The sequence below is a fragment of the Cytobacillus firmus NBRC 15306 genome (assembly GCF_001591465.1).
In the GTDB taxonomy this organism is placed as follows: Bacteria; Bacillota; Bacilli; order Bacillales; family Cytobacillaceae; genus Cytobacillus; species Cytobacillus firmus.
In genome coordinates this window covers 35,896-61,860 of the sequence record NZ_BCUY01000006.1, presented here as the reverse complement: position 1 = coordinate 61,860, position 25,965 = coordinate 35,896, and the positions used below count along the sequence as shown (strand labels likewise).

The following is a 25,965-nucleotide window of genomic DNA, read 5'->3' as shown; positions in this document are numbered from 1 at the left end:
GGTCTCATGAGCCCTCCATGACGACCATTTCATCACCTCTCCACCCATTTTGGTCCTCATGACCCCTCCATGAAACCTATTTTCCACCCACCGAAAATCCCACAAAAAATAAGGCTGCCGAACATTTCAGCAGCCTTAAATCCATTTATTTTTTCAACAATTCATACTGTTTCAGTACTTCTTTAGCAAGCTCGCCTGATTCTTCCAGTCCGCAAACTTCTTTCAGCACAAACTGCACTCCGTTGTCTTGAATCATCTCCTGGAGTTTTACCGCTTCGTCATCTTCCCTGCTATCAAACAATAGCGCCGCAGCAATAGCTTTTGCGAGGTTTGTGTAAGATAAACCTGCTTTTTGGGCCTGCAGTGCCGGGCGGACCAGTCTGTCTTCAGGTCCAAGCTTCCTTATTGGTGAACGGCCGACTCGCGTGACACCGTCATTCAGGCGGGCATTCTCAAAACGGCCGATAATTTTATCGATATATTTCTGATGTTCGTCCGGATTCAGATCATAGCGATCTATTAAATAGGCACCTGTTTCGCCTAGTGTTGCCTGCACCTGCTTGTAAATGTCCCCGTCAGCAAGTGTCTGGTCGATGGTTTCTTTCCCTGCCAGGTAGCCGAAGTACGCAATAACCGCATGTCCTGTGTTAACCGTGAACAGCTTTCTTTCGATAAACGGCGCAAGCTCCGGAACAATCTTCATTCCTTCAATATGCGGAATGTCTTCAGTTGTTTCGACAACCCATTCATGGTACGGTTCAACCAGAACATCGAGTGATCCCTGATTGTTTTGAATAGGGACAATCCGGTCAACAGCGGAGTTTAAGAATGATACATTCTCAAGATTAATACCGCTCTCCAGATTCTCCAAAATATATCCTTTTAATAAATCAGTTGCCGAGATCTGATTTTCACATGCGATGACATAAAGCTTCTCGTTAATTCCTGCTTCTGCTCTGGCAGCCAGGCCTTTCGCCATTAACGGCGCAATCCGCGGAAGGATATTGGGCCCAATGGCTGTCGTTAAGAAATCAGCCTGTTTAATGGCCTCAATCACTTCAGCCTCCTGCGTCAGATTGTTCAATCCTGACACATTTTCAATGATTAAGCTTTCCTGTTCATCTGCAGCCAGTATCACTTTATATTGTTTTTCTTCGTTTAATTGGTTGATAATCCCTTCAGCAATATCGACAAATGTCACATGGTAGCCTGACTGTGAAAATAATGCTCCGATAAATCCTCTTCCTATGTTTCCTGCTCCAAAATGCACTGCCTGTTTCATCGAATCATTCCTTTACCGGTTTAGTTTAAAATGAGATTGGAGGTATTCTGTAAAAATCGATTCCAGCTTCTTGAAGATCATCTCTTCGTTTGCGGAAGAAAATAGTAATATCGCTTCCTCTGTCTCAATGATATTCGTGCTGATTAAGCTTACTATTTCCTGCTCTCTTCTGCTTAGCTCGTCTGGCGCCAGCATAAGCAGGAGGTTTTTCATTGCCACTTCTTTTCCGTCCATTCCCTTTACCAGGCAAGGGTCTTGCAGGTGGGCAATTTGAAAAATAAGCCTACGGACGTTTTGACTGCGCACGTGAAAGAGAGCCATATTTGTTTCAGGAATGCCAAGGCCGCCTTTATGTTCCCGCTCCCTTAACGATTGAAGCACATCTTCAGGATTTGTCAGCAGCTGATCTCCTTCTGCGTTCGCCAGCATTTTTGCGAGAATCTGCTCCTGGCTTGTTTCCCCATCCATCCGGTAAAACCGGAAGTTTTGAATCAGAGACTGGATGCTCTCCTGAATATCTCTTATCTCCTCAAGCATGGAGTCTAATGAGACTTGGCTCTGGTGACCGCCCTCCGGCTGTTCCAGATAATGTTTTCCTTTTGTTAGGCTTTCAATATTGTTCTTCAAATAGTTTTTAATCGTAACAATATTTTCTTCACTTAATAGCGGGTTCACCAATATATACTCTGCATGTATAAAAGGGAGCCTGACAGTAGAAAGGATCAGATCATATTCCTTCAGATTTGCACCCTCTGACATTTCCTTAATCGATTTGATTTCGATGACATCAATTTCAGCCACCTCTTTTTTCAGCCTGCTTTTCAGCATCTTGGAGGTGCCGATGCCTGTCGGACAAATGAGAAGCGCCTTTATGGAAAGATGCTCTTCCTGCATCACAAGGGCGGAACCGAAATGAAGGACGATAAACGCAATCTCGTCATCGGAAAATTGATCAATATCCGTAAACTCCTCTTCAAGACTATTTTTCACAGCCATGAACAGAACCGGATACTTACGCTTGATTTCCTCTCGAAGCGGGTTATAAGACCCCATATTCTGCTTGATCCGGTATAGAGATGGCTCCATATGGGCGAGCAGTCCCTGAAATAAGGAAAAATCTTTGTTCAAATCCACATGGAGCTGTTCCGAAACTGATTTAATCACGTTCCTGATCATATGGGCGAGTACAATGCTGTCGTACGGAAAAGCCTCCGCCCCGCTCCATTTGGTGCCTTTAAGTATACGCGCCAGGTATAGAACGTCCCCCTCAGAAAACGCACAGTCAAAAGCCTGTCCGAGCCTGCTTGTGACCTCCTGGATCAATTCGTATTCAATCGTAACCTCTGCCTCCGGAAGATCCTTCCGTTCCACCGGAAACCCGCTGAGCGTTCTTTTTAGTGATATGCACGTATGCAGCACAATCTCCAGATAACCGCTATCCGCAAACCGGGCAGGTGCGCCCTTAAATACAGTCTGAACGGTGCTGTTTACATGGCGGAGATCATCCGCTTCAAAGTAGTGCAGAATCCTGTCTTCACCAAGCTTCCCTTTTTCCAGCAAAAATAATTTCTCAATTAATTCTTCATGAAAGAATTGCAGGAGAAATTGGGCAAGCGCCATCCTTTTATTTGCTTCCGTTCCATGAAGTTCTACGCCGACACCACGCTTTCTCGTCAAGCCCACCCTGTAAAGGGATAGCCATTCAGCAAGTTCGTCCAGGTAGGCTGTCAAAGTTGCCGTGCTGATGCCGAGGTAGCCGGCAAGCACCTGAGTCTTATAAACGTCTTCCTCAAGTATGGCCAAAAGAAGGCGCAGCTTCTTTTCCTGAGGGAGCTCATCGATTGGTTCACTATTGGTCAAATGCTGGATCAGCCTGAAAATCTGCTCGTTTTTCCCTTCAATGACAAGTCCCTGATTCACATTCCGGGTTAAGGTCAGTCCGAACTCATTGACAATTTTCTCAACTGCCTTTAAGTCCCTCTGAATCGTTCTTGCACTGACATTCAAGGAAGAAGCAATCGACAATGCCGTATGCTTCCCCGATGTTTTAATAATCAATTCAATAATGGCTTTTTCCCTCGATGTAATATACATGAGATCAGCTCATTTCTAAAATTAGTGACAATAAACGAGGAAAAGAAAAGCGCATAAGGACGCTTTTCTAATCCTAAGGTTTATTTCTTGCCGATAATATCCATGATGGTCTGAACAGATTGGGCAGAAGCCAGCTTCTCGATATTATCCATATCAGAACATGTTACTGCTATGCCTGATAAGATTTCAAGATGTGTGCCGTCTTTTCCTGCAATTCCGAAGATCAGACGAACCTTTTGGCCATCAAAATCTACGCCATTTGGCACCTGGATAACAGTAAAGCCGGATTTAATGACAGCCTTTTTCGCCTCTTCCGTTCCATGAGGGATCGCTACATCATTCCCCATATATGTGGAAGTGATGTTATCACGTTCAATCATTGCTTCAATATAGCTTTCTTCCACATAGCCTGCATCTACAAGCACTCTTCCGGCAAAGCGGATTGCTTCATCCTTATCCGCAAACTCTTTATTCAGGAATATATTTTCCGGACGCAATAAATCGTCTTCATGCGCCATTTCCTTATCCGTTGCATCAGGAACATTTTCCTCTGCATCTTCAACGATTTCGTGCAGCTCCGAGTTAGCCGGGAACTGCAGTGCGTCAATCAATTTGTCATACTCCGGACTTGATAGGAAGTTATCAACTGATACATGGAAGGCATTCGGCACTTTCTGGCGTGCCCTTGGTGTCAGCTCTTCCTGTGTAATGACGATCCCGGCATCTCCAGGAAGATTGGAGATCGCTGTATTTGTAACAGCAATGTCCATGCCTGCTTCCTTCACCTTTTTGCGCAGCAGTGATGCCCCCATTGCACTTGAGCCCATGCCCGCATCACAGGCAAAATAGATTTTTGAGACGTTATCAGGCATTGAAGCATTTCCGCCTTCAAATACACTTGAAACAGAGCTTTTCTTGCCTTTCATTTCCTGCATCTTTTTCGACGCTTCTTCAATGTCATCTTCACCCTGCTTGCCTGTTTTCATAATAAAGGCAGACACGAAGAATGATACAGCAGCAGCCACAAGCACAGCTGCGAAATTCGCAATATACGCACTTGCATGATGTGGTGTAACTGCAGTAATCGCAATGATGCTTCCCGGTGATGAAGGAGCGAACAATCCGCCGCCTAAAAGAACCAGTGTGAACACACCGCTCATTCCGCCAAGGATAACCGCAATAATGAGCATAGGGCGCATTAAAATGTACGGGAAGTAAATTTCATGAATCCCGCCGAAAAAGTGAATGATTCCGGCACCTGGAGCAGATTTCTTTGCATTGCCTTTTCCAAAGAACATGTAAGCAAGCAAAACACCAAGACCAGGTCCGGGGTTCGCTTCAAGCAGGAACAAGATGGATTGTCCTGTTTCTTTTACCTGCTCAACGCCGATTGGCGACAGAACGCCGTGGTTGATGGCATTGTTCAGGAATAATACCTTTGCCGGTTCAATCAGGATGCTTGTCAGCGGAAGCAGCCCTGTGCTGATCAGCCAGTCCACACCTGTTACAAGCCAGCTTGTGAATTCATCAACTGCAGGTCCTATACCGAGGAACGCAAGGATGGCCAGAATGGCACCAAGAATCCCTGCTGAGAAGTTGTTCACGAGCATTTCAAAGCCTGCACGCACTCGGCCTTCAACCAATTGATCAAATTTCTTAATCACATAGCCGCCAAGAGGACCAATTACCATGGCGCCAAGAAACATTGGAATTTCTGCCCCGGCAATTACCCCCATTGTCGCGATGGCACCAACAACGGCACCGCGCTGATCATGAACAAGCTTACCTCCGGTGTAACCGATTAACAATGGAAGCAAGTATGTCACCATTGGCCCTACCATTTTGGCAAGGCTTTCATTTGGAATGAAACCAGTAGGTATAAATAAAGCTGTAATCAGACCCCATGCAATAAAAGCTGAGATATTCGGCATCACCATGGAGCTCAGGAAGTTACCGAACTTCTGTACAGCAACTTTTAGATTAGATTGAGCCATATACACTCATCCTTTCAAATAAGTACTTTATTACTAATGGTAAAGTACATGACCGCCCGACTCAACAAAGGAGAAACTCAATTTTGTCGCACGGCACATGACAAAACTATGGTTTCTCCTAATCTTCCTTCTTATTCCGCAGTTGCCCAACCGGTTGTCCCCCTGCCATTAAGGCACCGTGATTATTAGACCTGGCCTTTCTGGCAATCGGATTATTGCTTGTCATAATAGGGTTAATGAATAAGAGAATGGAGAAGGAAGCATGATGAAAAAAGTAAGGAGTTTAATTTTGCGGGCATCCTAAAAAATCGTAATACTTCGATTAGTGCCCATAACATGGTTAATTTATTCTATTTTTCATAAAAAATAAGGAAAAGCCGCGACTGGACTTTTCCTTTTCAATTTTACTGATGATGTTCTTCCTCGGCAGCCATGGCATCTGCCTTTGTTTTATGCACGGTTCCAAACGGATGCTGCGGCGGCGCATAAATGGAATAAAGCTTAAGTGGTTTATTGCCTGTATTAATCAGATTATGATATTTGCCTGCAGGAATGAAAATCGCAAAATCATCCGCTACTTTCCGCTGAAAATCCAGCCGGTCAGGACTGTCCCCCATATAAACCATTCCTTCACCATCTTCAAGTCTCAGGAATTGATCGAGTTCCGGATGAACCTCAAGGCCAATATCCTCGCCAACATTGATGCTCATTAATGTCAGCTGCAAATGCTTTCCAGTCCATAGGGCTGTCCGGAAGTTGTTATTTTTCTTCGTTGCTTCCTCAATATCCACGACAAATGGCTGCGGACCGAAATCGGTCACCCGGTTATTAAGTGAGACTAATCGCGCGGCATTTTCCTGTTCGCCGCTCATTGCCCATAAGAATACATTTTGAACCTGTGGAAGCTGAGTAAGGACGGAACCCCTTTGGTTCTCCTCGAAACCTTCCATTTCGATTTGATATGCCATGCGCAATCCATCGCGGTAATGATCAATGGCAACATGGCCGATCTGATATTCGGGCTGTTTCCCTGTTAAATTGTAATAAAGGTTGCAAAAATGGTTTAAATAGATTTTCTTACCTTCGATTGCCTGAATAATGTTCTGCTTGTGCTCTTCATTTGGAGCATGCTCTGCCAGCTGAGTGTATAACTCAAGTACAGATGCCTCCCTTTTGACTCCTTCAAGAACCGTTTCACAAAGCTGGTGAAAATGATCCTGATTGCTTCTTAACATTTCGTCAGTATGATACACAGGTGAATGAGGCTGTGGGTGGTAAGGATAGGAATACGCATTAGGATGATACAATACTAGTCATTCCCTTCATAGAATTATCATCACATCATATGCCTATAAAAAAATAAGGTACGTTGTTTTATTAAGTTGGGCTTATGTACGCAAAAAGAACCAGCCTTGTTTAACTGGTTCTTTAAACAAATTATTTTTTGGGAATTTCACAGCCGTCATCATCACAGATCATACTGTCGCTGTCATTTAGAACCGTTATCTCGTCCTCTGCAATAATCTTCTGCAGCGCTTGAACGATCATCTCAATGGGCTTTGCTCCATTCAGTGCGTACTTCTTATTAATAAGAAAGAATGGTACCCCTGTAATGCGGTACTGCTGTGCCAATTGCTCGTCTGCACGGACTTCATCTGCAAACGCATTGCCTGCAAGCATTTGTTCAGCTTCTTCCCGGTTCAGGCCAACTTCTTCTGCTAATTGGGCTAACGTCGCAGGATCTCCGATATGCATGGAATCTGTAAAGTAAGCACGCAGCAGCCGTTCTGTCATTTCTTTCATTAACCCTTTTGTTTTGGCAAACATCGTCAGACGGTGTGCGTCAAACGTATTAGTAAGAACGATGGTATCAATGTTGAATTCAAGCCCGGCGTTTCTCGCCATCCGCACCATGTTTTGCGTGTTGGCTTTCGCCTGCTCAATCGTCATCCCATATTTCTTCGCCAATTTTTCATACATGTTATCCTGAATATCCCGCTCTGCCGTCGGGTCCAGCTCAAAGCACCGATATGTCACGTCAATTGGATGATTAATCTGTTTAATGGCATCCTCCAGATGCCTTTTGCCAATATAGCAAAACGGTCAAGCGAAGTCAGTCCACATTTCAATATGCATACCTGATTCCTCCCATACAGTATTTTCTTCTTTAGTATAGTTGGGGGGATTTTTTTTTACACGGAAAAAGCTCAGAGCCAGAGTCAGCAGATTTAGGATTGGGATGCTTACCGTGCTAGTGATGGCGGGCTTGGGCGTTATTGAGCCCGAATAACGACCGTTTCTCTTGGGCAGCCGCCTTTTTAAACATTCTTCCTCTCAACTCTCATCTATTCGCCAGTTCATCATGGTCTGCCGGATGGGGCGGCTCCTCGAACCAGCCATTTTTAATCAGAATGTTTGCACCATCTTCAGCATAATTAGCGATTTCAGCAGACAAGCGAATGAAATTAAGCGAAATATCTTTTCGTGCACTCGAAGCAGCACTTGTTGCATAGATTCCTGCACTCAGGGCAATAAGCGAGGTGGTCATAAACATCATTAATTTTTCTGAAAAAGGTGGAGAAGTGGAGTCAGTTACTTCCATATCCCAGGACATGCTAACAGGCAAATAACTTTCTTCAAGGAGCTCCGAAAATACTTTTGTATGTTTTGCTGCTATATCCCCCCCCTTGTCATAAATTGTCCGACTTCCTTTGATTGGGCAACTTGGCTAAATCCAACCATTATGGTTTTTCCCAAGGCATTTCTTTTCAAATTGATATATATATTTGTAATTTCAATCACATTTAGCGGCCTTTTATCGCCGAACAATCCGCCCATGAATTTTTTGCTTTCGACAAAGCTGGTTTCTTTTACCGGGATGACATGGGGAGATCTCATATACAAGCCTTTATCCACCAGCATTTGTTTTAATTTTGTTTCATACTCATTAACCTCCAACAAACAAGTGTTAAAGTATTCCACAATATCAGAACGCACCGAGAGTGTTTTTGACAGCGCATAAAAGTTTACTGCAAACATGGCCATATTATAAATGAAGTGCAGAGAAAAATTCTCTGAAAATAATTTTGGAGCAGTCAAGTGAACATCTTCTTTAACTTTGAATCCATAAGGCACAGATAGCCCTTCATTTTCAAAAAAGCTTGTCAGCTTTTGTATATGTTTTTCAGTTAATTGAAGACCTTCCTGAAGCATGGACTGTAGTTTCTGGTCTTCCACTGTATTTGAAAAATACGAGAAAATACAGTGACACATGCTGCTGTTCAAATATCCCGTCCATAACTGCGCTATTTCAGCAGCAGTTAATGCATTGTTCTGACTATCATTCATGACTACATGTCCCTCCTTTTTCTTTTAGCATTTCCAAAAGCTGAAAGAAAAACAACTGTGATGGAGAGAAAGTGAAAAATTTGAGTGAAAGCCGATATCGCGGCAGTTGATCGAGCATTACATAGACTTGTCAGCTCACATTTTGATGCCGGGCTTCCATAAAGTAATTTTCTTCTCCATCCGCAAAGTTAAAAACCCGGCCTGAGGGCATATCTACAATTTCTCCAACCGTAATGCCTTTGTTTGAAAAGTCGCTATAAAGTCTTTCAAGATCTTCAGTAAAAAACATTAATGAAGGGGTGCCCAGACTTAATCCCGGCGACAACTTCGCTACCCATTTCTTATTGTCCAGAATAATACTCGTCTCCGCCTCCTTTGATGGAGACACTTCGATCCATCTCATCCCCTGGCCATTATCTTCTTCGGCCAATACATGAAATCCGGCTTTTTCAGTCCAAAAATTCACTGCTTCATCCTGATTGTTAACGTATAGCATAATTTGTCCGACTTGTTTAATCATGTTCTTCCACTCATTTCATTATCTTATATTAAATAATTCTGAAAATTAATTCAATTAAAAAAGAGCCCTGCCCAAGGACAAAGCTCTCTTCCCTTAATAATAGTAATATGGCGGATACGGATATGGCGGGTATGGATAATAAGGATATCCAAAGCCGGGTCCTGGTGCCAGCAATGCTCCTGTCGCAAGCCCTCCTAAAAATCCAAGCCCCAGACCAAAGCCTGGTCCTCCAAACCCGAATCCCGGCCGGCCAAAACCAAAGCCGGGTCTTCTTCCAATTCCAAAGCCGGGTCGAACTCGATGGTCAGTGAAATACATGCCATTGTGCGGAACAAACTCCTGTGTCACCGGCATGTGCTGGTATTGATAATCCAAACGGAACTCCTCCTCTGTATTTGTCTACAGTAAAGGATATGCGTCAGTTGCCTATGGGGTATGGGCCCCTGCCCTTAATCCGAAAACAATCTTCATTTAATAGATAAGTAACCACACCTCTATTATGATTCTGCCATATCATATAAATTAATTGATATAAAAAAGAGGGATACTAGTGAGTAGAAGAAAACAGATTCCTTGCCTTTTTCCCGGATACCGATGGTGCGGTCCCGGATGCAGCGGGCCAGGCGCCCCAATCAATGGAGTGGATGATTGCTGCAGAGCACACGATAAATGCTGGGCAAGCGGAAGATCCAAATGCAGCTGTGACCGGGAATTTCTCAGATGCCTGAAGCCAAAAACAAACATGCATGGCGAAGAAGGAACCATTGCGGCGATCATTTATATTTACATGAAGATTCAAACTGATTTTACCTGCTGCAGGTTTCGGAGAAGAAGACTGTACTAAAAAGCGGCGCCAGCCGCTTTTTTTATTCACAGCTCTATTGCTTAATAAAATGACTTCGATCAAACTCAGGATGTGTTATCTGAATTATTTTATTAATATGATCCATTTTCTTCCTCCTTTCTTTACCAAACTGCTAAAGGAACATAGAATAATCTAAATACACTTCAGTAAAATAATGTATATATCAAATTGCAGAAGTGGAGATCACTCTATGAGCATAATTTTAGCCCTGTTGGCCGCATTATTTGCATCCTTCACCGCCATCCTTGCGAAAATTGGCATTGAAAAGGTTGATTCCAATCTGGCTACCGCAGTACGGACGATTGTGGTAGTCATCATGGCCTATTTTATGGTCCTTATCACTGGCGAAACGGAAAGCATCTTGACTATTTCGGTAAAATCTTACATATTTCTCATTCTATCAGGCCTGACAACCGGCTTATCATGGATCTGCTTTTTTAAAGCCATCCAGATCGGAGATGTATCGAAAGTAGTTCCCATCGATAAGTCCAGCGTCGTCTTAACGATCCTCTTATCATTTATTATTCTCAGGGAACCCGCTACCGCTTTGGTTGTTTCAGGCGGAATCGTTATTTCCATTGGAACCTTTGTCTTAATTGGCCGAGACAGGAAAAAGGCCCGCAAAAAGAAAGTATTTAATACAAAGTCATATATTTTTCTGGCAGTCCTGTCCGCTGTATTTGCTGCAGCCACCAATATTCTAGCGAAAATCGGAATTGAAGACGTCGACTCCAATGTGGCTACCTTTATCCGGACTGTGGTGATCATCATTTTCGCCTGGGGCATCGTATTATTCCAGGGGACTGTTAAGGAGCTTAAAAGCATTTCGAAAAAGTCCTATTTATTTCTTTTCCTCTCTGGAGCCGCAACCGGATTATCCTGGCTGTGCTATTTCGGTGCTCTAGCCATCGGCAAGGTTAGTGTCGTGAACCCCATTGATAAATTCAGTGTGGTGCTGACTATGATTTTAAGTTTCATTATTTTAAAAGAGAAGCCGGCAATGAACACAATTGCAGGCGCCATTTTGATTACAATCGGGACGGCTTTGCTGATATTCTAGGCATTAATTAAAGAAAATTACATAAGAAAGACGGCTTAAATCCTCAATTTGAGCCGTTTCAATGGAGATTGGGCTTCCAGCAGCCCATTTCAGAAACTATATTTATGTGCTAGTATTATTTACTTGCTGATAGACCAAATTTACTTTCGGATAAAATATTTTATTTGCGCAAAGCCCTATTTTACTTGCGGATAAAACTATTTATTTGCGTATAGCCCATCTTAACATTCCTCTATCCAAAAGCCTGCGAAGCAATAGCATATAAGGTATTGTTCCTCTGCGGCATAGCTGCAGAATTTTTCATCATGACTGGAGGAGTGTTTGTTTTAACAAAACCGCTTCGCTCCAGATAGGGCATAAAATCCTTTCTTCCTACTGGAACATCAATTCGCAGCTTCCCTTTATGATGTAAAGCCAATTTTTCTACAATTAAGGCAGCTGTATCTAAATCTGGAGCTGCAATGGGTCCAAGTATTAAATTGACTGGCCCCTGTATGGATAATCCATATCCAATGATCTCTCCATTATTATTTTTAACAACAAGGCATTGTTTGGACTGGCTGATTCGATTGCGGAGAAAAACGCTTCGCTTATCCCCAAAGGCAGCCCCGTCCAAATTAACAAGCTTAGCAAAATCAGACTGATTAAAGTCTTCTATAAAAACTCCATCATGATCCTGTAAATGTACAGGGATGAAATCATCACAAAGAAATTTGCTTATAAAATCCACTGTTTTGAAGCCCATTTTTTCATAAAGGGACTTTCCTTCTTTCGTTGCAATGAGCATTAGCGACATATCCCCATTAATACTTTCAGCACACTTCTGGACTGCTTCCATTGCCAGCCCTAATCCCCTGAATTCTTCATGGACAATAACCATGCCAATCGACGCCAGTTTAGTGTCATAAGGAATTATAGCTGAACTGGATACAATTCTCCCTGCAGCATTCTTATGACCGAAAACTCTCCCGGATTCCAAAAGTGTTCTTACTTCATATTCATCATAATCCCATCCAACCGATGCCGATAAATCTATTAGGCCAGGAATATCATATTGATTTAATTCTGCTATTTTAACTTTCATTCGCTTCTCCCTCTAAATCTTTTGTTTTTTCACCCTAATAAGTATTAAATACCCTTTATACAAAATCCTTCCTGCTTAAAGTTCTAAAGAAGAGCTAAAAAAAAATGGACCCCGAATGCTATTCCTGGAGGGTCCATTTCTTTCGTTATGCGGATTATTTGGCGTTTTGGGGTAAGGCAGCAACCCCTTCTATCTCAACTAATCAGAGAACGAAGCGTTAAGTTTTTCTACACAGTCTCCCGATTCCAGAACCCGACAGACTGCAGCTACTCCAATCAGGAGAAAAAGCACATTGTCGAGCTCGCTCAGAAATATGATGTCTGCATAATCGAGGATGATTATATGGGAGACCTTGATAACAGGAAAAAAGCAGACCCCATGTTTGCCTATGATCCCAGCGGCAGAGTCATTTATACAAAAAGTTTTTCTAAAGTTCTTGCAAAACAACTTGTGGAATATCTCCAAAAGAAGAATGTATTGGTTCAGGATGCAACAGGTATGTACCTCCCTGAATACAGGCATGAAAACCGTATCCGGTTATGTGTGTCACAGGTGGATGACAGGAAAATTCCAGTTGGGGTGAAAAAGATCGGGGAAGGGATTTGTACGTTAGTCAATTCATATATCTGAAAGATGCGTTTAAATATGGACTAACGCCACTTCCAATGATGACATGACACCCGATTAACAATCATATCTATAAGGATGGGGTTCCAATATCCATAAAAGGAGATGGTTCGATTGAATCCTTATTATTATCCATATTATCGGGCAACTGGCTGGGGAGATATATTAACACTGCTGCAGCAAAGCTTATATGCTGAGGAAATGGTTTGTTCCATGAGTTCTGAACTATTTCATATTCCCGAGACCAAAGATTTAAAAGGAAATGCAGAGATGCACAACCACCTGGTTCCGGCTTCGTATCACCGCGTGACCGCTGTTGGATGTGCACATAGACTAGTAAATGGAGAACAGCGGCAATCGATTATCGACACTATGGCGGCTTGCATCGTGAATGCGGAAAATCAGGATAAAAAGGTGCGGGAAGGACTAAAAACGATGGAGGAAAATGCAGGTCCAGAGTATAAGGCGTTTATAAGTTTGATCATCAGATGGCAAGACCAGGCAGAAAATTACCTATCTCAAGCTAAAGAAGCTTTGCGTACGATGGGTGTATCTTTTCCTTCTGCTGGAAGCGGACCGGAGAATGGCGGTTACAATCTTTATTAAGGAATTGGATACCAGTCAGGCAAGTATGACGAAATTTAAAGAGGTTATAGAAAGCTCAGCAGAACTGAGCTTTCTAGGTTTCTACTGTTTAAAAGCAACTCCATTAGCAATACTCCCAACAGCCTTCCTCTTCCCTCTAACCCAAGCAAACACAATAGCCGCAATCAATGTAAATCCTAAGTACCCCATTAATGGATAAACCGTTCCGACCAAAGTGATGAAGCCGATGAAACTTGCGCCAAAAGCGGCAGCTCCGAATAATACAACAAAGACATTGAATTTAGGATTCTCTCTTTTCACGATCCTAGCAGTGAAGGCATACAGCATCCCAACAGCTGTGTTGTAAATCATGCCAAGCAGGACAACAAACATTAACAGTCCAAATGCCGGTGAAATTTCATTTGCAAGTGCAAGGATCGGCATTGGAGATCCCTCCACCACGTCCATTTTGACCAGCATGGCTACATTGATCAGTAAAATTAGCACACCCAGACCAACACCGCCCAAGATTCCGCCCAAGCCAGCCTGCTTTTCATTCTTCGTTGTGCCGCCCATGACAGCAAGCATCGCTGCACCAGCCGCAATATTGTAAGAAACATACAGTAATCCGCCCATAAACCAGTTGGAAGCAGCAGGCGTTTGGCTTTCCGCCAATTTCTGAACTTCCGGGAAATCCAGCCCCATCGTGCTTAGAGCATAGACGCTAATGATAACCACCATGAGGAGCAGAAATGGCGTAACCAGGCTGATAATTGAAATGACTTTTTGGATGTTCAGACATACTGTCAGGATCGTTAACACAGCCATAATAATATTGCCGGCCATGCTTGGGATTCCAAATTGCTCTTCGAAGATCGATCCCGATCCGGCAAGCATGACGACGGCCACCCCAAAAAGGAAGAATGTAATGATAAAATCTACAGCCATTCCAAGATACTTTCCGCAAATATGGTAAATCACATCTTTATGGGAATCTGTCTGCAGACGGCTTCCCAGCTGCGTTAAATTCATGCCAAGAAAAGGAAAGAAAAAAGTCGCCAGCACGCCTCCGGCTATCCCCAGCCAGCCAAAGCCCGTGAAAAACTGCAAAATCTCCTGCCCCGAAGCAAAGCCTGCTCCGACAATGACCCCAATAAAGGCCCCGGCAATCTGAATACTCTTTTTCAAACTGATTCCCCTTTTTAATATTTGAATTTTTCGACAACTTTCTTTAAAAGAGAAAGAGAGAATCCTCTCTCTTTGAGCGTCATTTGTACTTTTTATTTGATTTGAGTGGCACTATTCCCGCCAATGAGGGCTGCATGTCCCTTCTTCTCTCCCAATGCAAATTTCTTTTCAAAAACAGTAAACTCCCTAATAGTTTCATAATTTGGTACATACCCGATGCCGGATTTTTCTGGAACCTTGATCATTCCATTTTCAACAGTTACTTCAGGGTCAATCAGATCCTTCTCCCAATAGCGGGATGATGCGGCAGTGTCCCCTGGCATAACAAAATTGGAAAGTGTGGTTAAGGCAATATTGTGCGCCCTTCCGATGCCGGATTCCAGCATGCCTCCGCACCACACCGGGATGCCGCGTTCCTGGCAGAGGTCATGAATTTTTTTGGATTCTGTCAAGCCCCCGACACGGCCGATTTTGATATTAATAATTTTGCAGCTTCCAAGTTCAATCGCCTTGCGCGCATCCTCATAGGAATGGATGCTTTCATCGAGACAGACCGGTGTTTTAAGTTCTCTCTGAAGGACAGCATGGTCAATAATATCATCAGAAGCCAGCGGCTGCTCGATCATCATTAAATCAAATTCATCCAGCTGTTTTAACAGTTCAATATCATCAAGTGTGTAGGCTGAGTTTGCATCCGCCATAAGCGCGATATCCGGAAAATGCTTTCTCACTTCTCTCATGACCTCAACATCCCAGCCCGGCTTGATTTTCACTTTAATACGCTTATAGCCATCCTCTACATATTCACCAATGAGGTTCAGCAAGTCCTCAACACGATTCTGAATCCCGATGCTGATCCCAACTTCAATCTCATTCGCTGTTCCGCCAAGCGCCGTCGCAAGCGGAATTCCCTTCTGCTTGGCATATAAGTCCCAAACGGCCCCTTCAAATGCCGATTTTGCCATATTGTTTTTCCGTATGTAAGAGAGGGTTTCCGACACTTCATCAGGGTGTTCCATATCTTTGTTTAATAGATTCGGAATGATGAAATCTTCAAGCATATGCCAGTTCGTTTTCAGTGTTTCTTCGTTATACCATGGTGAATGAAAGGCAACTGATTCTCCCCAGCCGCTCACACCATTCTCATCCTTCGCTTCCAGCAAAAGAAATTCTTTATCCTGAAACGTCCCGAAGCTTGTTGTAAATGGAGCTTTCATTCTCATTTTCATATGCCGCAATACGACTTCTGTCACTTTCATATTCATTCCCGCCTTTTCCTGTCAGTTGAGTTTAAGCTCGTTTCTTTGAACCAATACATAGTAGTGTACCGGTCCCTCTGTACCTTTTACAAAACCCGCCATGGCGTACCCTTTTGAAAATAACGCCTGAAAAATCCCTCTCGTTTTGAAGCGCCAGTCCATTGCAAGCTCGAAATTTTGATTTTTAATAGCTTGAAAGTTTGCCGGTATCGGAACAAACACAGGTCCGCCAGAAGCATCCCATTCTGTATTTAATAAAACAGGTAAGTTGTCCTCTGATACTCCCCAGTCAAACGGATTCTCTGCAGAAGCTGCTTCAATACTCAATCGCTCCTCCACATGTGAACTGGTAATCCACCATTCCACCTTTAACCGGTCTGTCGGCAGTCCATGATTCAAATTATCATCCATATCTCCATAGCAATTCTCCACATAAGTGGAACAAACCGCATTCAGTTTATTGAGATTTAAATAGGCATTCCGGCTTTCAAGCGGATCAAACGTCCAGGTGATCAGATCATATCCCATCTCAGCTGCCAGTTCCTTTTGCTCCTGCTTTAATAATGCGCCAAGCCCCTTATCCTGGTGGTCGGGGTGAATGCCCAGCATATGAGAGCATAAATACCCTTTTCCTTTGTTGAAACCGGGAAATCCGTAGCTGAATCCCACCAGTTCTTCTTCTATAAATGCCCCGAGGAGAAGCCCGCCGTTCTGGGCAGCTGTAATGGTTTGATGAACCGGCAGGGGAGCCATGTTCCAGATTGTCTCCTCCAGCTTTTGAATAAGATTCATATCGGATGCTGTCTTTAATACCCGCAAATCAATTGTTACAGCAGCCATCTTCACTCCTCCTTTTCCAAAGTGGCCATTACCGCCCTGGCCAAAATTTCCACTCCTGAGTAAATGGCTTCCCGATTAAACGTCATGTCCGGATGATGAAGCCCCGGCTGTAAATCACAGCCCAATCCTAGCATCGCGGCCTTAATATTCGGCTTTTTGAGGGTATAAAAATGAAAGTCTTCCCCGCCCGAAGTCACAATTGGCTCCCGTAATTGGCCCGCTCCCAGTACATCAATTATGGCCTTCTCCAGAAAATGCTGTGCTTCTTCATCTACTTCAGCTGCTGCCACATTCGCTTTCGTCTCCAGTGTAATTTTGACTCCGTAGAGCTTGGATAAATACTCCGTGATCGTTTCAATTTTTTCAGACAGTGCGTTTATCACTTCATTTGTTTGAGCTCGCAGGTCTAAACTGAAGGAAGCTTTTCCCGGAATGATATTGCCTGAGTCACTGCCGGCATGAAACTTGGTCATCTTAGCCGTATAGGGGACCATGGGATCCAAATGAATATTTTTGATTTCATGAATAAAAGAAGCGCCGATTTCGATGGCATTCTGGCCAAGATGCGGCCGGGCGCCATGGGCATCTTCCCCGATAATTTCCCCGGTCAGAAACCTTGCAGCACCATGGTAAATGGCTGCAGAAGCTTCTCCATCTCTTATTTCCTGGATTGGCCTAAGGTGTACACCGTACAGGTAATCCACGTCATCCAGCACGCCATGCTCAATCATTTTCAGGGCACCAGTGCCTTTTTCTTCAGCCGGCTGGAAGATGAATTTCAGCTTGCCTTTTTTTGGGAAGCCTGCCTTTTGAAGCAGCAGCATGGCTCCAACTCCCATTGTCATGTGGGCATCATGGCCGCAGGAATGATTAGCCTGAAACTTCCCGTCCACTTCCTGCCATAGTGCGTCCATATCCGCTCTCAGGGCGACACATGGACTCCCTCCCCCCACTTCAACAACCAAACCAGTGCAATCCCCAAACAGCTGAACCCGGAATCCCCGGTATTCCAGGAATTTTTGCAAGTACTCGGTGGTCTCAAATTCCCTCCAGCTCACTTCCGGGTTTTCGTGCAAATGATTAAAAACCTGATCCAATGCTGGTTTAATCTCTTCAATAATTGCCTTCAATCCATCTTCCCTCCCGGCTGTATAAAAAAATGTTCACTGTCCAGCTTTTCATATTGTTCTTTTCTTGTTTGAAATCGGTCACAATCTTTAATCGACACACCCGCAATCACCGCATTCAGAAAGGAAAAGAGTGCTGGCGCTGCATCAATCGTCGATTTTTCCGATGAATGGATTTGAAAAAGCAAGTCGGCATGCTCTTTAATAGGCGCGATCGCTGAATCAGTTATGCCAATCACAAATGCTCCCTGTTTTTTCGCCAATTCCGCCAATTTGATCGTATCCTTCATATAACGGTCGAATGAAATAGCAATGAACGTCGCATCTTTATCCATTTCTGTGACCGTCAAAAGCAGATCATCTGTATCCGGCCGGATCAGCTTCGCATTTCCCCTGACTACACCAAGGGTAAAAGAAAGCCAGCTTGCTGCCGCAAAGGAAGACCGCAATCCTGTAACATAGACTTTTTTCGTTTTGATCAAACGTTCCACTAAAACATCGAAATCATCCTGACTTATATTTTCAATCGTTTCCCTTATATGGAGACAATCCTTCTCCATTACACCTGCAAGGAACTCCGGCTTTTCCGCCAGTTCCACCTTGCTCGTAAAATACTGTCCCAGTGTGCTATTCGCCTTCAACAACTGTTCCCTTACCATCTTCTGCAACTCCGAATAGCCGGAAAGCTGAATCGAATAGCAGAATCGGATGACTGTCGTTTCGCTTACCCCGATTCTCTTGCCAATCTCACCTGCTGACTTCACAGCAAAATCCTTAGGGTGATCCAGTAAATACTTAGCGGCCTTCTGCTGCCCTTTGGAGAGGTTATTAAACTCTTTTTCTATGGTTTCTTTTAATATCATTTAGGATCACCTTAAAATATGAAGTTTAAGCTGTATTATTTAAATTTTTGAAGTCTGTGCTTCGTTTTAATTAAACTATCATATATTTCTTCGGAAAACAACAATAATTCTGAAAATTTTATAATTAAAAATGACACCCTTATCGGATGCCAATTTCTTTATGATATACATGATCATTCTATAATTCCCGATTGAACAGCATTCACATCTGCTTCAATCTTAATTTCTATTTCAATATACTGCTCTTTCCATTCCTTCCGATTAAAAAGGGCCGGTAAGGGCATGAGGTGAGCCATCTACAATGTTTTTATTTAGGGGGGGTGGGACAAAGGGACAGGTTCATTGTCCCAATCGGGACGATGAACCTGTCCCCCTGTCCCATTCTTAGAACTGAAATGGATTCCGCTGAAAGCAGCGATGGCGGTGGCAGCGGGATGATGGACCCCAATTGAACATTGAGAATGAGGTTTTGGCCTTCACCGAGCGTAATTTGTATTTTCCTTACATCATACCCCTTTCTGGCGGGAACCAGTATTTTAATTTTGCTGCAAGAGCATAGTCGTTCCTGTAATATATACAAAAGCTGTCAGGCTAACCGGATCTGGCAGCAGGACATTCGTCACTGTTGTGGTTTGCCGGATGGCCTTATGTATCATTAATATTTTTGAAAAAATCAAGATCGAGTATTGCCAGTGAAAAGGTCCGATGATTTCTGGATAATTCATTCATAAATACGGCTAAAGTGTCTTCAAAAAACCTTCTATTATATACTCGGGTTAATTCATCAGCTGAACAAGAGGGGCATTTTCCACTCTTATCGGAGCCTGCTGCTTTAAAGAGCTTTCGAAATGCTCGTACTCATAGCTCATCTCAATTAAATCGAAAAGATAATTTCGCAAAGCCTCCTTATCCCAATCCTCTTTTTCATTCATACCTTCAATATCCAAGGTCAGACTATCGGCCAGCTGATGGAGCCCGGTGAGCTGCAGTGTTCCAGCAGTGCCCTTTATGGAATGCAGGAACCTGTATACCTCTTCTTTTTTTATATTCTCAGACAGATTATTTTCAAACCAGTCTGTGATCTGCGTTTTTATTTTCTCAAATAATAGAACTTTATATTTTTTCAGCTCCATTACCTACACCTCATTTATAAAAGTTGCTAGTCATCAAAAGTACTTTTTCTATCTTTAAATAAGACTACTAAAACATAAAATAACAAAAATCTTCCATATCCTTAGTCTATAGCATTAATAATAGACTATCAAACCTGGATATGTCCTCCTCTTCATTATGAACAGCAAGAATAGCATTGGGTTTTTACATTTTTGGAGCACCTGGAGCGTAGTAATACGGCGGCACCTTCAGCCATCCGCGCTTCCTCATGAGTGTTTTTAAAGTAGCTCCGAACATTGTCCATTCTAAAAAGAATTCAGCCCACATATTGCCTGCATCATTACGGACAGAGAAAAAGGCTGCCAATTGGCAGCCGGAATAATAATCATATAGGAATTATTCATTTTAATGATGGTGATGATGTTCATAGCCATGTTCTTCCGCATACTTACGGAAATTTTCCAGGTCCTGCATTCCTGTTGAAGTGCCATCGAGAGCCTGGTTCATTCGCTCCAGCAGGACGGATCTCAGCTTTGGATGGTAGCCGAAGTATTCAGCAATATCAATGGCAATATGAGGATAAGTTTCTTTAAACTGTTCGGCCATTTTGTTCATTCTTTCCATTAAAATACCGGTAAATAAGAAATAGGGCAGCATGATGATTCGTTTGGCGCCCAGTTTAATGCAGCGGTCCATACCATCTTTGACGGTTGGCATTGTGACCCCCATGAAGGCACATTCAACGGCTGACACATTTAACTTTTCCCACAGCAATCTGCTTATCTTATAAAAATCTGCATTGGCATAGGGATCGCTGCCGCCTCGTCCGATTAATAAAATAGCTGTATCTTCATGCGTTTGATTTACATCAAAACCGGTTTCAGCAAGTCTTGTTTTTAATATTTCAAGAACTTCCTCATGAACTCCTATCGTCTGTCCATAGGTAAACTGAATATCAGGGAAGTGCTCTTTGGCATGTTCAATTTCTGCCGGTATGTGCAGCTTGGAGTGTCCGGCATGCAATAAGATGATAGGAATGACATGGATTTCATCTGCCCCTTTTTCAGCACAAAGCTGAATGCCATCTTCAATATTTGGGGATGCAAATTCCAAGAAGCAGGTTTCTACCAGAAGGGCTGGGTCAATGTCGTTTCTCATTTGATCGATGAATCGGCGGACTTCGTTATTCCCTGCCTCCTTCCTGCTGCCATGCCCGACAAATAAGACAGCTTTTTTCATTGGCCCTTTTCCTTTTTTGTATTTATCAATTCCTTTAATGCGATTTTCATTGCGTTTGCGTTCGCCGTGTTTCATTGAATAGATGATCGACTCTTCTTTCACTGCTTCATGAACGATGCTGCGGGCTGTTTCTTCCTGCTGGACTGAATACCAGGTTCCTTTTGGATAATCAATGACGACGCATTTGTCTTTGCAGCGGCCGTTGCAGCGTGTACGGGATGTGTGAATATGCTCGTCTAACCGGTTTTTCCGGATTTCATCGCGTATTTGCGTTGTGACTTCTTCTGCGCCTGCACTCATGCAGGTGGCGCCGTTGCATATTAGCAGGTGGCGCTGCATTTGTGTTAGGTTCCAGGTTGTCATTAGGTGACCTCCTTCTATTAATTTTGATACTCTTTATTGAAATCTTGTTTAGGCTTAGTATTAAGCCCGTTGCTTTCCGCTGCGGGCACTTGCTTTCCGTGGGGCGTGCGGTGAGCCTCCTCGGCTTCGCCTGTGGGGTCTCACCTGTCCCGCTGCTCCCACTGGAGTCAAGTGCCCTCCGCTCCACTCAACTCAGCGGATATATTTAAATAACCGTTCAAAAGCAACAAATTTCTCATAAACACCCAAATGTTAAAAAGCCTCCGGATAAAAACCCTTGGTCAAAACTTCAAGCGCTTCCCCAACACGAACCCCTTCAGAAGCTGCCGACAGCGGCAGGATGACAAAGCGTTCGTTTTGTACGGCTGGTGTCTGGCTTAAGGCCGGGTCCTTTTTTAGGAATTCTATTTTTTGTTGCGCAGTTGTTGATCCATAATCTATTACTGCTATGACATCAGGCTGGCGTTCTACTGCATCTTCTTTTGAGACGGTGGCCCAGTTTCCTTTTACATCTCCAAAGACATTTCGCCCGCCTGCCATTGTGACAAGTGTATTCATGAAGTTTTGTGTGGCCGTGAACACGTCTGTTTCGCCGCTGTCGTAAACCAGCACATCCAATGGCTCTTTTACTTCGGGCAATTGTGATGTAATGGCTTCAATTTCTTGATTCATTTGGTTAATTAGTTTTTCACCGCGTTCTTCCACCCGGAAAATTTTCGCGATATTGCGGATGTCACTATAGACATCTTCCAGGGTGGGTGCCACTTTAACAGATGAAGATTGTAAGTAGCTGTTAATGCCTAATTCCTTTAGTTCTTCACGTGCTGCAATGTTTTTCTCATTGAATGCACTTTCCCAGCCGCCGTATAGAAAGTCTGCTTCTTCCGAAATGACTTGCTCCTTTGATGGATATTGTTCTGCCAGTACTGGAACTTTGTCGTACGCCTCCTGTAATGGCTCATAAATCTCGTTATCCAAGAATGCAGTGCCAGCCATGGAATCTTCTAAACCAAGTGCCAGCATGATTTCGGTCACATGCTGATTCAATGAAATCGCACGCTTTGGCGCTTCTTTGTATTCATTCACAAAGCCTTCATTTTCAATAACCACTTTCTCCGTTTGCTCCGCTTGATCACTTTTCACCTGTGCTGTATTTGCTTCTTCTGCTGAGCATGCGGCTAATAATAATGCTGCCGCTAAAACCAGGAAAGCCCAAATTCTGCTGCTTTTCATGTTCATAGGTCCCTCAATTCACGTTAATAGTTTGTGTGAAAAAATAGATGAAGTTTTTTGGTAAATGGATTTTTCGAAACACCGGCCTGCATATGGAAGACTTCCTTCAATGTCTCTTCTGTCAGGACTTGCTCAGGTGTTCCCTCCCTATATATAGCTCCATCGTTCATGACCAGCAGCTCATCACAATACCCGGCTGCCAGGTTTAAATCATGCAGGGCTGCCACAATCGTGATCGGCAGATCCTTTACCAAATCCATTAATTGATATTGATGTTCAATATCCAGATGATTGGTCGGTTCATCGAGAATTAATATGTTTGCCTGCTGTGCCAGGGCGCGTGCGAGCATCACCCGTTTCTTCTCGCCGCCGGATAATTGGTTAAACGTGCGGTTTTCCAAGTGAAGCACATTTGCAAGCACCATGCTTTCTTCGGCAATGGCAAAGTCTTCCTGGTTATCAGCTGCAAGCCATTTCTTATATGGCGTCCGCCCCATCATGACCAAATCTTTTACCGTAAAATCGAAGAGTACCGGTGTTTCCTGACTGACAGCAGCTAACTCCTGAGCAAGCTTTTTCTGCGGGAGATCGAGAATATCTTTTTCATATAACGTCACTAAACCGCTCGTTTGTTTTAAATGACGGTAAATGATTTTTAGCATCGTCGATTTTCCGCTTCCATTCGGTCCAATGATCCCAACGAACTTTCCCTGTTTTACGGAAAACGTGATATTATTTAAGATTTGCTTGTCCGTCACTGAAAAGGACATATTTTTGACCTGGAGCATCCTTATTCACCGTCCCCAAAAGAATAACGCTTTCTCCTAAGCATCCAGATAAAAAATGGGCTTCCGCAAATAGCGGTAATAATCCCGATTGGCATTTCTTCAGGCGCCAGCACCATACGTGCCGCCATATCCGCCCAAACTAAGAAAATGGCACCGATCAGGGCGCTTATCGGGAGAACCAGTTTGTAATTAGAACCCGCCAGCATCCGCACGATGTGAGGAATAATCAGCCCGACGAAGCCAATGCTTCCGCTGACCGCGACGACCACACCGGTCAGAAGGGATACAAAGAGAATGATAAACATTCGAAACCGGTCCAGATTCACGCCAAGTGTCGCGGCCGTTTCCTCACCAAGCAATAAAGCATTAAGCTGCCGATAATTCATGAGCAGCAGTATAAAAACAAGCAGCAGTGAAAAAAATGGGATGCCAAGATTGGACCATTTCGCGCCCGCCAGACTGCCGAGCATCCAATGCATGACCGCTTGAATGCCGCCCTGGTGCTTTGACATCATCAGCATAAAATTGGTAATGGCGGATAACACCATCGAAACCGCAATCCCCGCCAAAAGCAGACGAATGACCGACATGCGCCCATTGACGCGTGCTAAAAAAAACACGGTCATGACCGCAAAAATGGCCCCTAAAAATGCGGCAAGGGATATGGCATACTCCCCCAGAACACTGAATGCACCGAGTAAAATGACAGATGCCGCTCCGACAGATGCACCTGAAGATACACCCAAAATGTAGGGATCTGCGATTGAATTCTTTACTAAAGCCTGAATGGCTGCCCCGCAAATGGCCAGTGCGGCACCTACTATGGCAGCAAGTACAATACGGGGGAATCGTATATTCCAAATAATAACCGTCTGTGCCTTAGAAGCCTCTGTTTCTATGAATATACCCAGCTTGGAGAATAGCACTTCCCAAATAAGGCGCGGGGTAATGTCCACAGATCCAACCATCACGGCAAAAGTCATGGAAGCAAGCAGCCCCGCGGCCAGTGCAGCCATCAGTAATGTAAACCGAGCCCTGCTCATATATGCTTCACAGGCTCCCAGCTGATAATTGCCGCATGGAAAGGATAACGGTATACAAACTGGCCGTCCTCTCTGGAAATAAATCGTTCCAATGAGGCACCCACATGTGTTTGTTCAAACCGGGGAGATAAGATTTTCTTGCTCCCGGCATCAATTAACTGCTGCCATGTATCATAACGATGCTCCCGTTCAAGCTTTATCATTTCACAATCTGCATAAATGCCTAACTGGTACAGCATGTTGACGATCATGATATAATCCCGGCGCGGGTATTTAATGTCATAGCCAAACTGCTCATCCAATAGGACGTAATGCGGCTGAATAGGTCCGGTCGTTAAGCCGATAATGGCACGCTTTTTTGCCAGCCTGTTCATTTTCTTCAGCGTTTCATTCATTTCATACATTCGATAAAAGCAGTTCACCCCCACCACGACATCATGCGGCTCCAATTGTGCTTCTTCCCATTTACTGTGGACAAACTGGATAGGAGCCTCCTCTTCAAAGTACTGCTTTAAATAAGCGAGCACACTCTTTGAACCATCCACCAGCGTTAACCTTTTGACATCCCGGCTGAGCGGAAAGGTATAGTTGCCCCATCCCGGACCGAATTCAATACAGCTTGAGTCTTCCGGGATATGCTTCTTCATTTTTTCGTAGATCCTTTTGGCATACTCATCTGTCTGCTTGTATTTCTTTTTCTTCATGGACTGCATCCAAAAGGCTTCCTCCAGCTCATCATCAACCATTCGCTCCGGCATCCTGCCATGCCAATCCAGCATGCCTTCCTTCCAGAGCTTCTCAAAATCGTATTGCAAAAGGGATTCTTTTATCATTGAAATTCTCCTCAATTTCCAAAACCTAACTAGATACAGGGTCTTAAATACTCGGGAGGAGCTGCTTAAAACTCCAGCCCCTTCATGGCTTTAACTTCCTGTTCGGCATAATAATGTTTGGTGGCATTGATGGTAGACACTAAATCAGCCAATTCGAGAATGGCTGGATGTGCAGAACGCCCTGTGATCACTAAATGCATCGATTCAGGACGGGTTTGAATGGCCTCCAGCACCTCAGATAATGGCAGCACATCGTCAATGGGAAAACGTGTAATGGCCAGGGCATTATTCAGTTCGTCAAGCACTAACACATCTGTTTTTTCATTTTTCAATTCTTCTTTTACTGTCTGCCAGGCGGTCGCAAGTGCTTCACGGTGCTCCTTCGGTGTTTTCGTCCATGTAAACCCGATTCCCAGCTGCACAGTTTCAACACCCAGTTTCCTGAGGGCCAGCTGTTCACCATATGTACGTTCCGGTGATTTAATAAATTGAAAGTATTTCACCTTCATGCCCCGGCCGATTGCCCTTAATGTTACACCAAGCGAGGCGGTTGTTTTTCCTTTTCCATCTCCTGTATAAACCAGCAGCATACCATTTTGTGGCATAAACCATTCCTC

26 protein-coding genes and 1 pseudogene are annotated in these 25,965 nt (G+C 43.8%); 4 read left to right on the top strand and 23 right to left on the bottom strand.

From position 1 onward, the window contains the following. Positions 1-145: 145 nt before the first annotated feature. From BFI01S_RS03190 to ymaG, 8 genes and pseudogenes are all read right to left on the bottom strand, one after another. Positions 146-1,282, bottom strand: a complete 1,137-nt coding sequence (locus tag BFI01S_RS03190) for a mannitol-1-phosphate 5-dehydrogenase (protein WP_061791304.1) — start codon at positions 1,280-1,282, stop codon at positions 146-148. A 12-nt stretch (positions 1,283-1,294) separates the two neighbouring features. Then, positions 1,295-3,376, bottom strand: coding sequence for a BglG family transcription antiterminator (locus tag BFI01S_RS03185; RefSeq protein ID WP_061791303.1), 2,082 nt, complete (start codon positions 3,374-3,376; stop codon positions 1,295-1,297). 80 nt (positions 3,377-3,456) lie between these two features. Continuing rightward, positions 3,457-5,370 carry a PTS mannitol transporter subunit IICBA gene (locus tag BFI01S_RS03180; RefSeq protein ID WP_061791302.1) on the bottom strand — a complete coding sequence of 638 codons (1,914 nt, stop codon included), beginning with the start codon at positions 5,368-5,370 and terminating at the stop codon, positions 3,457-3,459. 404 nt (positions 5,371-5,774) lie between these two features. Continuing rightward, positions 5,775-6,677, bottom strand: coding sequence for a cupin domain-containing protein (locus tag BFI01S_RS03175; protein WP_061791301.1), 903 nt, complete (start codon positions 6,675-6,677; stop codon positions 5,775-5,777). Positions 6,678-6,807: 130 nt separating this feature from the next. Continuing rightward, the gene (locus BFI01S_RS03170) at positions 6,808-7,461 is read right to left on the bottom strand and encodes a DsbA family oxidoreductase (protein ID WP_268875310.1); all 654 of its coding nucleotides are present in this window, start codon (positions 7,459-7,461) and stop codon (positions 6,808-6,810) included. A 250-nt stretch (positions 7,462-7,711) separates the two neighbouring features. Then, positions 7,712-8,718: pseudogene (locus tag BFI01S_RS03165) on the bottom strand (DUF3231 family protein). 130 nt (positions 8,719-8,848) lie between these two features. Then, positions 8,849-9,238, bottom strand: a complete 390-nt coding sequence (locus BFI01S_RS03160; RefSeq protein WP_061791299.1) for a VOC family protein — start codon at positions 9,236-9,238, stop codon at positions 8,849-8,851. Positions 9,239-9,331: 93 nt separating this feature from the next. Beyond that, on the bottom strand, positions 9,332-9,592 hold the full coding sequence (ymaG, locus tag BFI01S_RS03155; RefSeq protein WP_386851660.1) for an inner spore coat protein YmaG: 261 nt from the start codon (positions 9,590-9,592) through the stop codon (positions 9,332-9,334). 196 nt (positions 9,593-9,788) lie between these two features. On the opposite strand from ymaG, the gene BFI01S_RS23740 reads away from it, so the two are divergent. Then, on the top strand, positions 9,789-10,082 hold the full coding sequence (locus BFI01S_RS23740; RefSeq protein WP_082804453.1) for a phospholipase A2 family protein: 294 nt from the start codon (positions 9,789-9,791) through the stop codon (positions 10,080-10,082). 211 nt (positions 10,083-10,293) lie between these two features. Further along, a complete protein-coding gene (locus BFI01S_RS03145; protein WP_061791296.1) occupies positions 10,294-11,163 on the top strand; it encodes an EamA family transporter in 870 nt (289 codons plus the stop codon). 232 nt (positions 11,164-11,395) lie between these two features. Here the strand turns inward: BFI01S_RS03145 and BFI01S_RS03140 are convergent, their stop codons facing one another. Continuing rightward, positions 11,396-12,247 (bottom strand): GNAT family N-acetyltransferase, encoded by an 852-nt coding sequence (locus BFI01S_RS03140; protein WP_061791295.1) that lies wholly within the window; start codon positions 12,245-12,247, stop codon positions 11,396-11,398. Between the two features lie 147 nt (positions 12,248-12,394). Here BFI01S_RS03140 and BFI01S_RS03135 point away from each other — a divergent pair, with 147 nt between their 5' ends. Together BFI01S_RS03135 and BFI01S_RS03130 are read left to right on the top strand one after the other, a co-directional pair. Next, entirely contained in the window at positions 12,395-12,877 is a 483-nt protein-coding gene (locus tag BFI01S_RS03135) for an aminotransferase-like domain-containing protein (RefSeq protein WP_061791294.1), read from the top strand. Between the two features lie 111 nt (positions 12,878-12,988). Next, the gene (locus BFI01S_RS03130; protein WP_082804452.1) at positions 12,989-13,480 is read left to right on the top strand and encodes a hypothetical protein; all 492 of its coding nucleotides are present in this window, start codon (positions 12,989-12,991) and stop codon (positions 13,478-13,480) included. A gap of 81 nt (positions 13,481-13,561) precedes the next feature. Here BFI01S_RS03130 and BFI01S_RS03125 read toward each other — a convergent pair whose 3' ends face one another. The 14 genes from BFI01S_RS03125 to BFI01S_RS03065 form a co-directional block, all read right to left on the bottom strand. Further along, the gene (locus tag BFI01S_RS03125; RefSeq protein ID WP_061791292.1) at positions 13,562-14,647 is read right to left on the bottom strand and encodes a YkvI family membrane protein; all 1,086 of its coding nucleotides are present in this window, start codon (positions 14,645-14,647) and stop codon (positions 13,562-13,564) included. A gap of 92 nt (positions 14,648-14,739) precedes the next feature. Next, positions 14,740-15,906 (bottom strand): o-succinylbenzoate synthase, encoded by a 1,167-nt coding sequence (gene menC / locus BFI01S_RS03120; protein ID WP_235831081.1) that lies wholly within the window; start codon positions 15,904-15,906, stop codon positions 14,740-14,742. Between the two features lie 21 nt (positions 15,907-15,927). Further along, entirely contained in the window at positions 15,928-16,746 is an 819-nt protein-coding gene (locus BFI01S_RS03115; RefSeq protein WP_061791291.1) for a GNAT family N-acetyltransferase, read from the bottom strand. Positions 16,747-16,748: 2 nt separating this feature from the next. After that, entirely contained in the window at positions 16,749-17,876 is a 1,128-nt protein-coding gene (locus tag BFI01S_RS03110; protein ID WP_061791290.1) for a M20 peptidase aminoacylase family protein, read from the bottom strand. Next, entirely contained in the window at positions 17,873-18,736 is an 864-nt protein-coding gene (locus BFI01S_RS03105) for a MurR/RpiR family transcriptional regulator (protein ID WP_061791289.1), read from the bottom strand. Before BFI01S_RS03105 ends, BFI01S_RS03110 begins: the two co-directional genes overlap by 4 nt. Before the next feature lie 645 nt (positions 18,737-19,381). Continuing rightward, positions 19,382-19,465 (bottom strand): hypothetical protein, encoded by an 84-nt coding sequence (locus tag BFI01S_RS24540; protein WP_082804451.1) that lies wholly within the window; start codon positions 19,463-19,465, stop codon positions 19,382-19,384. A 47-nt stretch (positions 19,466-19,512) separates the two neighbouring features. Beyond that, complete coding sequence (locus BFI01S_RS03095; RefSeq protein ID WP_061791287.1) at positions 19,513-19,869, bottom strand: Hpt domain-containing protein; 357 nt, start codon at positions 19,867-19,869, stop codon at positions 19,513-19,515. A 184-nt stretch (positions 19,870-20,053) separates the two neighbouring features. Then, entirely contained in the window at positions 20,054-20,215 is a 162-nt protein-coding gene (locus BFI01S_RS22845; RefSeq protein ID WP_156478323.1) for a YvdQ family spore coat protein, read from the bottom strand. A 39-nt stretch (positions 20,216-20,254) separates the two neighbouring features. Continuing rightward, positions 20,255-21,451 (bottom strand): CbiX/SirB N-terminal domain-containing protein, encoded by a 1,197-nt coding sequence (locus tag BFI01S_RS03090; RefSeq protein WP_061791286.1) that lies wholly within the window; start codon positions 21,449-21,451, stop codon positions 20,255-20,257. A 252-nt stretch (positions 21,452-21,703) separates the two neighbouring features. Further along, the gene (locus BFI01S_RS03085; protein WP_061791345.1) at positions 21,704-22,684 is read right to left on the bottom strand and encodes an ABC transporter substrate-binding protein; all 981 of its coding nucleotides are present in this window, start codon (positions 22,682-22,684) and stop codon (positions 21,704-21,706) included. A gap of 23 nt (positions 22,685-22,707) precedes the next feature. Continuing rightward, positions 22,708-23,472, bottom strand: a complete 765-nt coding sequence (locus BFI01S_RS03080; RefSeq protein ID WP_061791285.1) for an ABC transporter ATP-binding protein — start codon at positions 23,470-23,472, stop codon at positions 22,708-22,710. Positions 23,473-23,474: 2 nt separating this feature from the next. Beyond that, entirely contained in the window at positions 23,475-24,515 is a 1,041-nt protein-coding gene (locus BFI01S_RS03075) for a FecCD family ABC transporter permease (protein WP_061791284.1), read from the bottom strand. Further along, complete coding sequence (locus BFI01S_RS03070; protein WP_061791283.1) at positions 24,512-25,348, bottom strand: class I SAM-dependent methyltransferase; 837 nt, start codon at positions 25,346-25,348, stop codon at positions 24,512-24,514. Before BFI01S_RS03070 ends, BFI01S_RS03075 begins: the two co-directional genes overlap by 4 nt. Positions 25,349-25,413: 65 nt before the next feature. After that, a complete protein-coding gene (locus BFI01S_RS03065) occupies positions 25,414-25,953 on the bottom strand; it encodes a cob(I)yrinic acid a,c-diamide adenosyltransferase (protein ID WP_061791282.1) in 540 nt (179 codons plus the stop codon). Positions 25,954-25,965 lie beyond the last annotated feature (12 nt).

Excerpts from the sequence above, each read along its gene's own strand:
- BFI01S_RS03135 (WP_061791294.1), top strand. The coding sequence starts at position 12,395 with ATGCGGATTATTTGGCGTTTTGGGGTAAGGCAGCAACCCCTTCTATCT.
- BFI01S_RS03190 (WP_061791304.1), bottom strand. The coding sequence starts at position 1,282 with ATGAAACAGGCAGTGCATTTTGGAGCAGGAAACATAGGAAGAGGATTT.
- BFI01S_RS03115 (WP_061791291.1), bottom strand. The coding sequence starts at position 16,746 with ATGGCTGCTGTAACAATTGATTTGCGGGTATTAAAGACAGCATCCGAT.
- BFI01S_RS03080 (WP_061791285.1), bottom strand. The coding sequence starts at position 23,472 with ATGCTCCAGGTCAAAAATATGTCCTTTTCAGTGACGGACAAGCAAATC.
- BFI01S_RS03095 (WP_061791287.1), bottom strand. The coding sequence starts at position 19,869 with ATGGAGCTGAAAAAATATAAAGTTCTATTATTTGAGAAAATAAAAACG.
- menC (WP_235831081.1), bottom strand. The coding sequence starts at position 15,906 with ATGAAAGTGACAGAAGTCGTATTGCGGCATATGAAAATGAGAATGAAA.
- BFI01S_RS03185 (WP_061791303.1), bottom strand. The coding sequence starts at position 3,376 with ATGTATATTACATCGAGGGAAAAAGCCATTATTGAATTGATTATTAAA.
- BFI01S_RS03160 (WP_061791299.1), bottom strand. The coding sequence starts at position 9,238 with ATGATTAAACAAGTCGGACAAATTATGCTATACGTTAACAATCAGGAT.
- BFI01S_RS03070 (WP_061791283.1), bottom strand. The coding sequence starts at position 25,348 with ATGATAAAAGAATCCCTTTTGCAATACGATTTTGAGAAGCTCTGGAAG.
- BFI01S_RS03075 (WP_061791284.1), bottom strand. The coding sequence starts at position 24,515 with ATGAGCAGGGCTCGGTTTACATTACTGATGGCTGCACTGGCCGCGGGG.
- BFI01S_RS03180 (WP_061791302.1), bottom strand. The coding sequence starts at position 5,370 with ATGGCTCAATCTAATCTAAAAGTTGCTGTACAGAAGTTCGGTAACTTC.
- BFI01S_RS03090 (WP_061791286.1), bottom strand. The coding sequence starts at position 21,451 with ATGACAACCTGGAACCTAACACAAATGCAGCGCCACCTGCTAATATGC.
- BFI01S_RS03145 (WP_061791296.1), top strand. The coding sequence starts at position 10,294 with ATGAGCATAATTTTAGCCCTGTTGGCCGCATTATTTGCATCCTTCACC.
- BFI01S_RS03065 (WP_061791282.1), bottom strand. The coding sequence starts at position 25,953 with ATGCCACAAAATGGTATGCTGCTGGTTTATACAGGAGATGGAAAAGGA.
- BFI01S_RS03105 (WP_061791289.1), bottom strand. The coding sequence starts at position 18,736 with ATGATATTAAAAGAAACCATAGAAAAAGAGTTTAATAACCTCTCCAAA.
- BFI01S_RS24540 (WP_082804451.1), bottom strand. The coding sequence starts at position 19,465 with ATGAATGAATTATCCAGAAATCATCGGACCTTTTCACTGGCAATACTC.
- BFI01S_RS03140 (WP_061791295.1), bottom strand. The coding sequence starts at position 12,247 with ATGAAAGTTAAAATAGCAGAATTAAATCAATATGATATTCCTGGCCTA.
- ymaG (WP_386851660.1), bottom strand. The coding sequence starts at position 9,592 with ATGCCGGTGACACAGGAGTTTGTTCCGCACAATGGCATGTATTTCACT.
- BFI01S_RS03085 (WP_061791345.1), bottom strand. The coding sequence starts at position 22,684 with ATGAAAAGCAGCAGAATTTGGGCTTTCCTGGTTTTAGCGGCAGCATTA.